This is a genomic window from Haloarcula montana (assembly GCF_035666295.1).
GTDB lineage: Archaea > Halobacteriota > Halobacteria > Halobacteriales > Haloarculaceae > Haloarcula > Haloarcula montana.
The window spans coordinates 120,422-134,028 of sequence record NZ_CP142027.1 but is presented as its reverse complement, the minus strand read 5'-3'; the positions used below and the strand labels follow the sequence as shown (position 1 = coordinate 134,028).

Genomic DNA, 13,607 nt, shown 5'->3' with positions numbered 1-13,607 from the left:
TCAGTATCCGATAGAAAAGCGTAAAACCGGAGCGAAACGATCACTAGCAAGAGGATGCTCCCGGCCGAGCGCAAACGGACGATCGTCCGACTGGTGACCGAGCGAGACGGCTGCTCAGTCGCGGAACTGGCGGCGGAACTGGATTTCTCGAAGGCGACGATCCGTCGGGACCTCCGGGACCTCGAAGCCGAGGGGCGCATCGAGCGATCCCACGGCGGCGCGGTCCCCAGTTCCTCCGTCGGGACCGAACGCTCGTACGACCAGCGGGAAGTCGAGAACCTCGACGCGAAACGTGCGATCGCCGGTCGGGCGAGCGAGGAGATCCGTGAAGACCACGTCGTCTTCTTCGACGCCGGGACGACGACGATGGAAGTCGCCCGTGCGGTCCCGGAGACGGAGTTCGTCGCCGCGACGAACATGCCGGAGTTGGCGACGGAACTCTCCCGACGGGACCTGGAGGTGAAACTGACAGGCGGGACGTTGCGCGCTCGGACCCGGGCACTCGTCGGGCCGACGGCCGAAGCGTTTCTCGACCGGACGAACTTCGACCTGCTCGTGCTCGGGACGAACGCGGTCGATTCGACCGCGGGACTCTCGACACCGAACGAGGACGAAGCAGCCGTGAAGTCCCAGATGGTCGACAAAGCCTCCCGCGTGGTTCTGGTCGCCGACTGTTCGAAGTTCGGCGAGCGAAGCTTCGTCTCGTTTGCCGACCTTTCGGCGATCGATCTACTCGTTACCGACCGATCACCGACAGGCACGCTCGCGGCAGCGTTCGACGACGCCGGCGTCACCGTCGAAGGAGTCAACGAATGATCGTCACAGTCACCTACAACCCAGCAGTCGACCAGACCGTCCAGTTCGACGAGCCGATGGAACCAGACCACGTCATGCGGGCCGAGAGTGCCCGCTACGACGCCGGCGGGAAGGGGATCAACGTCGCCCAGTTCCTCACTGCGATGGACAAACCCTGTGTCGCGACGGGACTGGCCGGTGGATTCACCGGTCGGTTCATCCGAGAGGACATGCAGTCCGGTGGCGTCGAGACCGACTTCACCGAGATCGAGGGGATAACGAGGCTGAACACGACCGCCATAGCCGACGACGAGGAGTTCAAACTCAATCTCAGCGGCCCGGCTGTCGATCGAGGCATCGTCGACGATGTCCTCGAACGTGTCCGCGCTCACGACCCCGACTGGGTGCTCGTCGGTGGGAGTCTCCCGCCGGGCCTGGAGATCGAAGACATCGACCGGATCGCGACCGGCGGCGACTGGGAGACGATCGTCGACGTGGAGGGGACGATCCTCAAGCGACTGGACGCCCAGTACTCGATGTGTAAACCGAACCGTCACGAACTGGGCGACGCGACCGACGCAGACGTCTCGACCCTGGAAGGGTGTGCGCGGGCCGCTGGCTCGTTCCGGGACCAGGGGTTCGACCGGGTGTTGGCGTCGCTGGGGGCCGACGGCGCGGTGTTGGCGACGGACGAACAGCTCCTGTACGCCGATGCATTGGACGTCGACGTGGTCGATACTGTCGGTGCCGGCGACGCGTTGCTCTCGGGCCTGCTCGCAGCCTGGGAGGCCGGCGAGAGCAATGAAGCGGCCCTCAGAACTGGTGTCGCGGTCTCGTCGCTGCTGGTCTCCCAGGCTGGGACCGGAATCCCGTCGCTCGCCAGCGTCGAGTCGCTACGCGAAGACGTGACCGTCCAGACCCTGTAACTCAGAACTTCTCGACGTACTCCTCGACGAACGCTTCGATCTCGGCCGGGGAGGGCTGATCTGCGGTCCGGACGAAGTAGCCGGCGACTGCGTTCCCGAGCAGGATCGACGCCGGGGCACCCAGATCGAGGACGCGCCCGACGGCCAGCCCCGCGTTGAAGTGATCGCCGGAGCTGGTCGTCAACGCCGGGTCGTCGACTGCCGGTACCTCGACACTGTGGGTCCCCTCGGCCGTGACGACCACCGAGCGGTCGACGCCGTGACCGACGAACCAGGTCGGTTCGAGCGCGTCGTAGGCGACCGCCGCGGACTCCTCGAAGGTCCGGTCCCCGTCTCCGGCGTAGGCGTCCGCGAGGACACCGGTCTCCGCCCGGTTCGAGGAGACGACCACGTCGGTCACGGCGTCCAACCGGCCGATGGCGTTCCGCCCGGCCCGGAGCCTGTCCGCGTCGAGTTTCCGGACATCGCCGGGGTCGATCAACACTGTCCCGGGCGGATCGTCGATCCGATCCCAGTTGTCGCGGAGGCCGTCGTAGATGTCCGGGAGGTCCGGCGTCTCGGACCAGTAGCCGGTTCCCAGGAGTGCGGCGCCGTCGAGGCGATCGAGCAGACTGTCGTGGCCGAACCACTCCTCCAGCGCCGCCCAGTCGAGCTCCATCGTGTCGCCGATCTCGGTCAGCATCAGCTTCCCGTCATCGAACTCGACCGCGTCGGTGACACCGGGCGCGCCGATACTGTGGAAGTCGAGGTGGCCGAACTCGGCGTCGAACGGCTCCCTGACGGGGTCGTCGTACATCCCGATCATCGTCGTCTCGAACGCCCAGGTGTCGAACGCCCGCGCCAGGTGACAGGTGTGGCCGCCGGTCCGGCTCCCGTCCTGGAGCCACTCGAATGTCAGCGAACTCTCGGCCGCGACCGAGCGGTCGACGCGATCGCCGAACGCCGAGAGTGTCGCCAGTCGCTCGTAGGTCTCGGGGTCCGAACGGTCGGCGACGACCTCACGGACACGGTCGAGGTAGCCGTCGAACCCGAAGACGACGTGGCCGTAGTCGGCCGGCTCGAAGCCGTCGGCGAGGCCACGCTGTGTCTGGGCGACCGCGTCCCGCGTCTCCTGGCTCGGTGTCGGCTCCGCCATCGCCTACAGGACGTCGTCCGCGGCCGCGCCATCGAAGACGACCGAGTCGAGCTTGTCGAGGATGTCGTAGGGGTCCTCGCGCTGCCAGACGTTCCGGCCGACGGCCAGCCCGGAGACGCCCACGTCCATGCAGTCCGCGACGAGTTCCAGGAAGTCCCGGTCGGAGGTCTTCGAGCCACCCGACAGCAGGACGCGGTTGTCCGCGGCCGCGTCGACGGCGTGGGCCATCGCTTCCTTGCTTCGGGGGTACTTGACCTTCGTGAAGTCGGCACCCAGTTCCAGCCCGAGCCGTGCGGCGTAGGCGATGATATCACGGGTCCGATGGTCTTTGACGGCCTGTCCGCGCGGATACGACCACATCGCGACCGGCAGGTCGTGGTCGCGTGCGGCCTCCTGGACCGGCCGGAAGTCCTCGAAGGAGTCCGGTTCGCGGTTGATTCCGGGATAGATCGTGTAGCCGATCGCGTCGGCACCCAGCTCCGCGGCGTAGTCGACCGACCAGTTCTGGGGGGAGTAGGGGTCGCCCATCCAGAGGTCGGAACTGCCGTTGAGCTTCGCCAGCAGGTTCACGTCGTCCTCGTAGCTGGGGTAGTACGTCTCGGCCAGCCCCTTACCGACCGCAAGCGCCGTGACGGCGTCGTGGGTCGCCATCTCGAACACTTCCCGGGGGTCGAGGCGCTCCTCGACGCCGCTGAACTGCTTGGGGCCGTGTTCCAGGCCGTGGTCGTGGGCTAACACGAGCGTCTTGTCGTCGCGAACGATCGGGGAGTCATCCACTGGTCGCATGTATCCGAACTACCCAGAACGGACATTAACCGTTTTCGGTATCTATCGTTTACTACTGTTCATGTTCGTTTTTGCTCGACACCCCCGTCTGCCGGTAGCGGAACCCGGCACACCGGCGGATCGGTCGTTCAGGCCTGCTCGCGGATCGACTCCCAGCGGCCGTTCGACTCCAGTTGCTCCTGTAGCTCCTGGGCGTACTGCTGTGCCAGCTCGTCGGCTTCCTCCATACGCTCGTCGTCTCCCTTCCCGCCGAGCCCGAGTGCGTCTTTGACGCCCGAAAAGAGACCGCCGCCGGAGCCACCAGAGCTACCGGAGTCGCCGTCCGGTGCCCCACTCATCGCCGACTGCTGTTCGATCCGATCGAGTTCGGGCATGATACTCGGGAGTTTCGAGGTGTTCGCGACGATACGGGCCGAATCGGGGTCCTCAGCGTTCTCGATCTCGAACTCCACGGCGGTCATCACCAGCCCCCACTGCTGGCTGGAAAAGGAGGAGACTTCGACTTGGTCGTTGAACTGTTGGTCGACCTGCATCCGCTCGGCTGCGATCCGGTCGGTCCAGTTGCTGTCGCTCATGGCTGTCGGTTGGGGGGCCTGGTGTATGAGCGTTTCCCGCCCCGAGTTACAAGGGACCCGAACTCCAAGACCGCGACATGACAAACGTCGGCTTCATCGGCCTCGGCGCGATGGGTGCACCGATGGCGTGGAACCTCGACGACGCAGGCTTCGACCTGGTCGTCTACAACCGGACGACCGACCGCGAACAACCGTTTGCCGAGGCGGGCGTCTCTGTCGCTGATTCCCCGAAACATCTCACCGAACGTGTCGACGTGGTCTGTCTGATCGTCAGCGACGGTGACGCAGTCCAGGCGGTCCTCGAACGCGACCTCGGTATTCTGGCCGGCCTCGACGAAGCGACGACTGTCGTCCAGATGAGTACGATCGGCTACGCAGAGACGATGGCCGCCGCCGAACTCGTCGAAGAAACCGGCGCCCGGTTCGTCGACGCGCCGGTCTCGGGAACCGTCGGGCCGGCCCGTGAGGGAACCCTCGTCGGCCTGGCAAGCGGCCCCGAAGGCGTCGTCGAAGAAGTACGGCCGGTCCTCGAAGCGATGTGTGACCCGGTGGTCCACTGCGGCGAGGTCGGCCAGGGGACCAACATGAAGCTGTTCATCAACCTCCTGCTGGGGGACGCGATGGGCGCGTTCGCCGAGGCGCTGGTCTTCGGGAAGGCCAACGGATTGGGCGTCGACGACATGCTCGAAGTCGTCGAGAACGGGGCGCTGGACTGCCCGCTGTTCGAGGGGAAAGGTGCGCTGATCGCCGACCGGGACTTCGACTCGCGGTTCCCCGTCGACTACCAGCACAAGGACCTCTCGCTGGCCCTGGACCGGGCCGGCGACCTCGGTGTCCCGCTCTCACAGACGGCCGCGGCTCGGGAAGCGTTCAGCGCTGCACGCGGCAGCGGACACGGCAGCGAGGACATGGGTGCTGTCATCAAACCGCTCGAAGCGGTGACCGACGTGACCGTCGAGGACGACTGATCAGAGGAAGTCGGTCATGTCCGGGGCGTCCCCGCCCTGGTCGCCGCCCCCGCCGAAGGACTCGGCGATGGCAGCCATGAACGAGTCTAGCCCGCGGGTCTGGTACCAGACTGTCCCTGGTCCCGTAAAGTCCATCACCAGACCCTCACCGCTCAACAGCGTCGACTTCAGCCCGCCGACCCGCCGCGCGTCGAAGGTCACCGACTCCGTCCAGGCGACGACGTGTTCGTTGTCGACGGTGTAGGTCTCGCCGTCGGCCAGCTCCTTCTGTTCGATGCCGCCGAATGCCTCGATGAGGACGTTTCCGGTCCCTTTCAGGGCCAGGGGCGTGATGCTCGCGCCGGCCAGCATCGACTTCAGCCCGCCGAACTCCGAATCGATGTCGATCTCGGGGTCCGAAGCGAGGTAGGCCCCGTCGACGGCGTACAGTGTCTCCCCGTCCAGCACGTGATGGTTCACGTCACCTGGCGTCGGTGGTGCGAGTGTGATCGTCCCCCGCCCGCCCTCGGCGGTGAACTCGTTCGCCAGGAACGACTCCCCACCGAGCATCGACTTCGCGGAACTGAGCAGGCCGTCCCGACTCGTCGTCGTATCGATGCCGACGTTCGTCGTGTGGCTGACCATCGCGCCGGGTTCGGCCATGATCGACTCGCCGCCTTCGAGATCGACGACGACGTGGGTGTAGGAGGGCTTGTGCGTGAGTTCGATCTCCATGGCGGGGAGTTCGCTCGGTATGATATATAAAGTTAAGCAGAAGAACAGGAACGGTGTGAGGGCGCCTTATTCCACGCTGACCCACTCGCCGTGTTCGTCACTCCGTTCGACGGCATCCAGGACCCGCTGGACCGCCAGTCCGTCGGCGAAGTCCGGTTCGTACTCGCTGCCGGCCGCAACGCTCGACAAGAACTCGTAGTTCTCGTGGACGAACGTGTGCTCCCAGCCGATGACGTGGCCCGGGGGCCACCAGTGGTCGACGTAGGGGTCGCTCTCGTCGGTCACAAGGATCGTCTCGTAGCCCCGGCTGTCCTCGCTGAGGAGTTCCAGTTCGTTGAGTCGCTCCAGGGAGAACCGCAGGCTCCCTTTCGAGCCCTGGATCTCGATGGTGTGGTCGTTCTTGTGGCCGTTGGCGAACCGTGAGGCCTCCAGCGTGCCGACGGTGCCGTTCTCGAACTCGACCTGTGCGCTGTAGGCGTCGTCGACGGTGACCGGTCGCGTCTCGTCGCCGCCCTCGACCGGCCGTTCGTCGACGAAGGTGGTGAGGTGGCCGCTGAGTCGGTCGATATCGCCGATCAGGAACCGCGCCAAGTCGACAGTGTGGGCGCCCAGGTCCCCCAGCGCGCCGCTGCCGGCCATCTCGGCGTCGTTGCGCCAGGACCACGGTGCCTCGGGATCGACGAGCCAGTCCTGGAGGTACCGGCCACGGAAGTGGTGGATCTCGCCGAGTTCGCCGTCCTCGATAAGTCCCTTCGCGTACTGGATCGCCGGGACGAACCGGTAGTTGAACGCGATGCCGGCCGGCACGCCAGCGTCGGCCGCCGCGTCAGCCATCGCCTCGGCGTCGTCCAGGGTCGGGGCCAGCGGCTTCTCGCAGAACGTCGGCGTCCCGGCTTCCAACGCCGCGACGGTCGGCTCTCGATGGACGTGGTTGGGACCGAGGTTGTAGAAGACGTCGACGTCGTCGACGACCTCGCGCCAGTCCGTCGCGTAGCGGTCGAATCCGAGTCTGTCGGCGGCTTCGGCCAGCGCGTCCTCGTCGCGCCCGACGATCACGTCGCGGTTGAGCGCCGGTGCGTCCTCGAAGAACATCGGGAGCCGCGCGAACGCGTTGGCGTGTGCCTTGCCCATGAACCGATACCCCAGGACGCCGATGTCGAGTGGTGTGTCAGTCATGCTGTCGTCTCCAGTTGCTCACCGCTCGCGAACGTAGCGAGCGAGCGGCCTTTTTTGCCCACGTTTTTCGAGGAGTGGTGCGCGCAGCGCACCCGACGCTGAAAAAGGTAGCCGATGGTGAGTGGTGTCTCAGTCATCGTTATTCCGCCCAGTAGGCGTCTCCTGGTTGTGTCTCGAAGACGGCGCGGTCGAGTACGTCGACGGCTTTCTCCAGTCCTTCGCGCGCGCTGGTCAGCGAGTCCTCGTGTTCGATCGAGAGCGTGCCGTCGTAGCCGACCATCCGCAGCGTCGAGACCACGTCCTTCCAGTGGCTCTCGTCGTGGCCGTAGCCGATCGAGCGGAACAGCCACGAGCGGTTCGGTTCGTCGGTGTAGGCGGTCGTATCGAGGACGCCCTTCTCGCGGGCCTCGGAGTCGTAGACTTTGGTGTCCTTGGCGTGGAAGTGGTGGATCGCGCCCTCCTCGCCGAGTAGCCGGATCGCCTCGGTCACGTCGATCCCCTGCCAGTAGAGGTGTGAGGGGTCGAAGTTCGCCCCCACGTGGTCGTTCGTGGCCTCGCGGAGCTTCAGCATGCCACGAGGCTCGTAGACGAGCATGTTCGGGTGCATCTCGATGGCCACGTCCACGTCGTGGTGGGCGGCGTGGTCGGCGAGGTCGCCCCAGTAGTCGGTCGCGACCTCCCACTGGTACTCGTGGGCGTCGGCGTGTTCGCTGGGCCACGGGGCCGTGATCCAGTTGGGCACCTCGTCGTTCGGGCCGCCCGCCGGGAGCCCGGAGAAACAGGTCACGGCGTCGACGCCGAGTTGGTCGGCCAGCCGGATCGCCTCCCGGAGTTCCGTGTCGGCCTCGCTCGCGCGTTCCTCCTCGGGGTGCAGCGGGTTGTTGTGTGTCGCCAGCGCGCTGACTGCCATCCCGTGCTCGTCGAGCAGGTCCTGTAGTTCGGCCTGTGCGTCCTCGTCGTCCAGGTACTGATCGCGTGGCAGGTGGTCGTCGCCGGGGAACCCGCCACAGCCGAGTTCAACGGCGTCGACGCCGATACTATCCAGGTACGACAGTGCGTCCGCGAGCGACTGGTCCCCCAGCGGGACGGTGAGTACACCGACTTGCATACCTCGTATTGCGAAAATGACGACAATAAATCCTTGCTGTCCTCGGCCACAGCCGTCAACGGTCCGTATCGTAGCGCTCGAACAGCGCTGTCAACTGCTTGGCCCGCATCGTGAGCATCTTCGCGTTGACGTATACCTCACCCAGTGCGAGGTTCTGCTCTTCGGCGATCGCCGCGACGTGTTCCGCTTCCTCGACGTTCTCTCTGGAGGTCTCCGCGACATCGTCGGCGATCGAGGCGACCTCTTCGGAGGTCGCAGCCTGGTCGTCGGTCGCGTTGCTGATCTCCTTGACGCCCGTCGAGGTTTTTTCGACGTGTTCCATGATGGATTCCAGCGCGGTCAGTCCCTCCTCGACGGCGTCCTGGCCGTCCTCGACGGCGGCTTGCATCTCGGAAATCTCGTCGACCGCGTCCTCGGTCTGTGTCTGGATCTCGCCGATCAGCGTCTCGATCTCGGTAGTTGCCTCCTTGGTCTCCTCGGCGAGCGTCTTGACCTCGTCGGCGACGACGCCGAACCCGTTGTTGTTCGCGCTCCCCGAGGACGCGTGGGCCGCCTCGATCGAGGCGTTCAGCGCCAGGATGTTCGTCTGTTCGGCGATGTCGTCGATGAGGTCGACGATCCGACCGACCTCGGTCATCTGATCGTCAAGCGTTCGGACGGTCTCGACGACCTCGTCCGTCTGCGTGACCGTCTCGGACATGGTCTCCTGGGCGACTGTAGCCGCTTCGATCCCCTCGACGGTCCGGCGTTCGGTCTTGTCCGCCATCTCGGTGACTTCCTTCGAGGAGGCGGCGATCTCCTCGATCGTCGCAGACATCTGTGACATCTCGTCGCTGATGGTCGTGATCTGCTGGTGTTGCTCGTGGAAGACGTCGGCGATCCCCTGGACGGTCTCTGCCACGTTCTGTGACGCTTCTTTGACTGCCTGGGTCGCGGCGGTCACCTGTTCGGACGATCCCGCAACGTCCGCCGAGAACTCGTCGGCGGTCTCGATCGTCTGCTGGAAGGCAGCGGCCATCTCGTTGAATTCCGTGCCAAGTTCGTTCAGTGCTGCCGACGGTGTATCCACGGCCATACGCCTGCTGAGATCCCCCTCGTTGGTGGCGTCGATCGTCGCACAGCACTCCTCGATGTACGCAGATAGCTCCTCGTGGCTCATCTCATCGGCGGCAGAGACGCCGCCGTCGGTCGCCGCGGGAGCCTGCTGGGCCACTCCGCCCGTCGTGACCTCGCGTTCCGCCCGAACCGTGGCGAGTTCGCCCTCGGTCTCGGCGAGTGCCGTGCGTGCCCCGTCCCGTTTTGCCTGCCGCTGGTCACGTTCCGTGACTGCGTCCGTCAGCCGAGCCCTGACGGAAACGATCGTGTACCATCCCACGATCGCCGCGACGACGAGACCACCCAGTGCCAGTGGCCACTTCAGTCCGGGCGGGCCGAACCCGACCACAATCACCTGGTAGAGGGCGTGGGCGAACTGACCTGCCGTACCAGCGGTCACCCACCGATGTCCTGTCCGTGCCATTGATCCCGTGTTTTCCTCGGTAATATAAATCCTCTTGCCCTCCGTGTTCAGGATTGAGAATGTGCGCGGTAGCTTGATAACCACGAGCCGAAAACCGGGGTGTATGTCACGGGTATCGACCGGGGGCCACGCGGATATCGAACTCCTGCACCGACTCGTGGGCGGTGACGGCGGGGCTGCACTCGACGCGCTACTGGACGGGTTCACACAGCAGCATCCCAACGTCCCGTTGGGCGATGTCACCAACGAGAACCTGAGTCTCACGGTCAAGAGCCGCATCCTGAAAGAGGACCCGCCTGACGTTTGGATCGAATGGCCGGGCAAGAACCTCAAACCGTATACCGATGCGGGTGTCGTCGATGATCTCTCAGCTATCTGGACCGACGGCAATATGGAACAGAACTACCTCGACGGCCCGAAAGACGCCGCTCGAATAGACGACACGTACCGGGCGGTCCCGCTGAACATCCATCGGATCAACAACCTGTTCGTCAACGCCTCGCTCGCCGACGAGGTCGGTGTCGATCCCGCCCGGATCGACAGCCCCAGTGCGTTCGCAGAGGAACTGGAGCGGATCGACGCCGAGACCGACCACGTCGGGATGTTGTTCCCGATGAAAAACCCGTGGACGGTGCTCCAGGTCTTCGAGACGGTCCTCCTGGGCGAACAGGGACACGACACCTATCGAGCGATCAGTGACGGGCGTGCGAGCACGCATCGTCGCGAGATCGTCCAGGCCCTGGAGATCGTACAGCGCTACGGCGCGGTCGCGACAGAGGACCGGGCGTATCTCTCCCTGACCGACGCGAACGAGCGGTTCATCGAGGGCGAATCCGTGTTCTTCCATCAAGGCGACTGGGCGGCCGGTGCGTACACGGAGACCGACGGGTTCGACTACCACTCCGAGTGGTCGCACGTCCCGTTCCCGGGGACGGAAGGGTACTACGCGATGAACATGGACTCGGTGGTCTCGGCCGCCGACACCGACGCCCCCGACGCCGTCGAGACGTTCCTGCGTTACGTCGGGTCCGCCGACGGCCAGCGCCGGTTCAACCGGAAGAAGGGGTCGATCCCGCCCCGCACTGATGTCGACACCGGACAGTTCACGCCCTTCCTCCAGGAGCAACAACGGGCCTTCCAGCAGTCCCGGGGTCAACCGCTCTCGATCACGCACGGACTCGGCGTTCGCCCGGACCAGCTTATCGAACTCAAGACGGCTGTCTCCGCGTTCGTCTCCACGTGGGACGTGGAGTCGGCTGCCGATTCCGTGATCACGGCCCTGGAGCAAACGTCCTAACACGCGGACGACAGCCGCCCGTTTCTCAAAGGCCCGTTGTCAACAGTGTGTGTCCCTCACGTGCTTGAACTCTCCCATCGTGATTTCCTCTACACTTTTGTGACGGGGGTAGCAATGGCCACCTATGGGACAGGCAAACGACGTGGATTACGCTGACCTGCACGATCCGAACGCGGAGTATACGATGCGCGAACTCTCCGCAGAGACGATGGGCGTCACCGCCAAACGCGGTGGCGGCCGCGACGTGGAGATCACCGACGTTCAGACGACGATGATCGACGGGAACTTCCCGTGGACACTGGTCCGGATCTACACCGACGCTGGCATCGTCGGAACGGGCGAGGCCTACTGGGGAGCCGGTGTTCCGGAACTCATCGAGCGGATGAAGCCGTTCGTCGTCGGCGAGAACCCGCTGGACATCGACCGCCTCTACGAGCACCTCATCCAGAAGATGTCGGGCGAAGGCAGCGTCGAAGGCGTCACCGTCACGGCGATCGCCGGTATCGAGGTCGCGCTGCACGACCTCGCCGGCAAGATCCTCGAAGTCCCGGCCTACCAGTTGCTCGGCGGGAAGTACCGCGACGAGGTACGCGTCTACTGTGACTGCCATACCGAGGAGGAAGCCGACGCCGACGCCTGCGCCGACGAGGCCCGTCGCGTCGTCGACGAACTCGGCTACGACGCCCTGAAGTTCGACCTCGACGTTCCCAGCGGCCTGGAGAAAGACCGCGCGAACCGTCACCTCCGCCCCGGCGAGATCCGCCACAAGGCCGAGATCGTCGAGAAGGTCACCGAGGAGGTCAAAGACGAGGCCGACGTGGCCTTCGACTGTCACTGGACCTTCAGCGGCGGGTCGGGCAAGCGACTCGCGGAGGCTATCGAGGACTACGATGTCTGGTGGCTCGAAGACCCGGTCCCGCCGGAGAACCTCGAGGTGCAGGAGGAGGTCACGAAGTCCACGAACACGCCGATCACCGTCGGCGAGAACCGCTACCGCGTGACCGAGGAGCGGCGCCTGATCGAGAACCAGGCCGTCGACATCATCGCGCCCGACCTCCCGAAGGTCGGTGGCATGCGCGAGACCCAGAAGGTCGCCGACGTGGCCAACCAGTACTACATCCCGGTGGCGATGCACAACGTCTCCTCGCCGATCGCGACGATGGCGAGCGCGCAGGTGGGTGCCGCCATCCCGAACTCCCTGGCCGTCGAGTACCACTCCTACGAACTCGGCTGGTGGGACGACCTGGTCGAGGAGACCGTCATCGAGGACGGCTACATCGAGATCCCCGAGGAACCCGGTCTCGGCCTCACCCTCGACATGGACGCCGTCGAGGAGCACATGGTCGACGGCGACACGGTGTTCGACGAAGCATAGCTTCGTCGAGCACGAAACTCACGGAGTTTCGGCGTTCGATCCGGCGTAAGCCGGAGCGGGCTCGCCGGACGCGGTTTGTCCGGCGGTGTTCGACGAAGCATAGCGAAGCGGAGCTTCATCACGCACGATAGGCGGGCGTAGCGAGTCTGTCGGTCTTCGACGAGGAGTGAAACGAGTCGTCGAGGACGCAATTATTCGATTTTTCCGAACCCGAGCATCGGTTACACCGTTCCAGAGGTTGGGTGTACGGCCGTACACCCGGATCGGGAAGAGAGGGACCTCTCGGTGTACGGTCGTACACCGCCCGTAAACGGCCGCTCGGGATTATATGCGGCTCGTCCCTCGGCTCGACTTGCGATGTCGACGATCCGACCACGAGTCCGGTCCCGCTGCCGGAGCGACGGTACCGCCTCCGACTGCGCTCCAGTTTGGCCGCTACAGGGAGGTGAGGCGTGAGCGCCGTCACCGACCGGGGGGCCGACAGCGGGTCCTCGATCTCCCGACGACTGCGGGCTGGTCTGGCAGCCCTCGGCGTCACCGTCCTCGCGCTCGTGACCGGCATCGTCGGCATCGTCGGAACCGGCGCGGTCCTCCGGGTCGCCGGCGTCCTGACCGCCCCCGCTGTCTGGGCTCTCCAACTCCACTCCGTCCAGGTCGGTTTCGCAGTCTTCGCCGCTGCCTTCCTCGCCTGGCGTGGTGATCTCCCTCGCTACTGCAGAGTTCGCATCCCGACACCTGAAGACGCGGCCTGGATCGCGGTCATCCCGTTGGTGTTCGTTGCACAGGGCGTCGTCCTCTCCCCGGTCCTGGCCGCGCTCGGGCTTCCCCACCCGAACTCGGGGACCGCGGTCGGGAGCGTCGATCTGGCGACGAGACCGCTGCTGTGGCCGGTCGCGTTCGTGGGGATGTTCCTCTTTGCTGCTCCGGCCGAGGAACTCGTCTACCGGGGTATCGTCCAGGGGACGCTCCGCCGGGCGTTCGATCTAGCGGGGGTCGTGGTGCTGGGTGGACTCCTGTTCGGACTCATGCACGTCCTGATCGGGCTCCTCACGCCGAGCGTGGCGCCGGCCGGCGCGCTCCGCTGGGGCATCACCACCGCCCTTTCGGGGATGGTGTGGGGCTACGCATACGAACGGACCGAGAACCTGGCAGTGACGGCGGTCACCCACGCGATGACGTGGACGATCACCCTCCACGAGTTGGTCCTGAAACTGACTCCGATCTGAGGACAGA

Annotated in this window: 13 protein-coding genes; 6 read left to right on the top strand and 7 right to left on the bottom strand. The window is 65.3% G+C overall.

Annotation, left to right across the window (positions count from 1 at the left end; all coding sequences use genetic code 11):
• The first annotated feature begins 54 nt into the window (after window positions 1-54).
• Together glpR and pfkB are read left to right on the top strand one after the other, a co-directional pair.
• Window positions 55-816 (top strand): HTH-type transcriptional regulator GlpR, encoded by a 762-nt coding sequence (gene glpR / locus VJ109_RS00615; RefSeq protein ID WP_324758268.1) that lies wholly within the window; start codon window positions 55-57, stop codon window positions 814-816.
• Window positions 813-1,721, top strand: a complete 909-nt coding sequence (pfkB, locus tag VJ109_RS00610) for a 1-phosphofructokinase (protein WP_324758265.1) — start codon at window positions 813-815, stop codon at window positions 1,719-1,721. The genes glpR and pfkB overlap by 4 nt, the downstream gene beginning before the upstream one ends.
• Window position 1,722: 1 nt before the next feature.
• On the opposite strand, the gene VJ109_RS00605 is transcribed toward pfkB, so the two are convergent.
• From VJ109_RS00605 to VJ109_RS00595, 3 genes are all read right to left on the bottom strand, one after another.
• Complete coding sequence (locus tag VJ109_RS00605) at window positions 1,723-2,856, bottom strand: hypothetical protein (RefSeq protein WP_324758263.1); 1,134 nt, start codon at window positions 2,854-2,856, stop codon at window positions 1,723-1,725.
• Window positions 2,857-2,859: 3 nt separating this feature from the next.
• Window positions 2,860-3,642: a class I fructose-bisphosphate aldolase gene (locus VJ109_RS00600; protein WP_276221126.1), complete on the bottom strand. Its 783-nt coding sequence runs from the start codon at window positions 3,640-3,642 to the stop codon at window positions 2,860-2,862.
• Between the two features lie 128 nt (window positions 3,643-3,770).
• On the bottom strand, window positions 3,771-4,217 hold the full coding sequence (locus VJ109_RS00595) for a DUF5799 family protein (RefSeq protein WP_324758262.1): 447 nt from the start codon (window positions 4,215-4,217) through the stop codon (window positions 3,771-3,773).
• Window positions 4,218-4,294: 77 nt separating this feature from the next.
• Here VJ109_RS00595 and VJ109_RS00590 point away from each other — a divergent pair, with 77 nt between their 5' ends.
• Complete coding sequence (locus VJ109_RS00590; RefSeq protein WP_324758260.1) at window positions 4,295-5,185, top strand: NAD(P)-dependent oxidoreductase; 891 nt, start codon at window positions 4,295-4,297, stop codon at window positions 5,183-5,185.
• Here VJ109_RS00590 and VJ109_RS00585 read toward each other — a convergent pair whose 3' ends face one another.
• The 4 genes from VJ109_RS00585 to VJ109_RS00570 all read right to left on the bottom strand — a co-directional run bounded on the left by VJ109_RS00585 (window position 5,186) and on the right by VJ109_RS00570 (window position 9,702).
• Window positions 5,186-5,899, bottom strand: coding sequence for a TIGR00266 family protein (locus VJ109_RS00585; RefSeq protein WP_324758258.1), 714 nt, complete (start codon window positions 5,897-5,899; stop codon window positions 5,186-5,188).
• A gap of 66 nt (window positions 5,900-5,965) precedes the next feature.
• Window positions 5,966-7,075: a Gfo/Idh/MocA family protein gene (locus VJ109_RS00580; RefSeq protein ID WP_324758256.1), complete on the bottom strand. Its 1,110-nt coding sequence runs from the start codon at window positions 7,073-7,075 to the stop codon at window positions 5,966-5,968.
• A 139-nt stretch (window positions 7,076-7,214) separates the two neighbouring features.
• On the bottom strand, window positions 7,215-8,183 hold the full coding sequence (locus tag VJ109_RS00575) for a sugar phosphate isomerase/epimerase family protein (protein ID WP_324758254.1): 969 nt from the start codon (window positions 8,181-8,183) through the stop codon (window positions 7,215-7,217).
• A gap of 55 nt (window positions 8,184-8,238) precedes the next feature.
• A complete protein-coding gene (locus VJ109_RS00570; RefSeq protein ID WP_324758253.1) occupies window positions 8,239-9,702 on the bottom strand; it encodes a methyl-accepting chemotaxis protein in 1,464 nt (487 codons plus the stop codon).
• 103 nt (window positions 9,703-9,805) lie between these two features.
• Between VJ109_RS00570 and VJ109_RS00565 the strand changes: the two genes are divergently transcribed.
• From VJ109_RS00565 to VJ109_RS00555, 3 genes are all read left to right on the top strand, one after another.
• Complete coding sequence (locus tag VJ109_RS00565; protein WP_324758251.1) at window positions 9,806-10,999, top strand: ABC transporter substrate-binding protein; 1,194 nt, start codon at window positions 9,806-9,808, stop codon at window positions 10,997-10,999.
• A gap of 124 nt (window positions 11,000-11,123) precedes the next feature.
• The gene (locus VJ109_RS00560) at window positions 11,124-12,374 is read left to right on the top strand and encodes a mandelate racemase/muconate lactonizing enzyme family protein (protein ID WP_276221140.1); all 1,251 of its coding nucleotides are present in this window, start codon (window positions 11,124-11,126) and stop codon (window positions 12,372-12,374) included.
• Between the two features lie 452 nt (window positions 12,375-12,826).
• The gene (locus VJ109_RS00555) at window positions 12,827-13,600 is read left to right on the top strand and encodes a CPBP family intramembrane glutamic endopeptidase (protein WP_324758249.1); all 774 of its coding nucleotides are present in this window, start codon (window positions 12,827-12,829) and stop codon (window positions 13,598-13,600) included.
• Window positions 13,601-13,607: the final 7 nt, after the last annotated feature.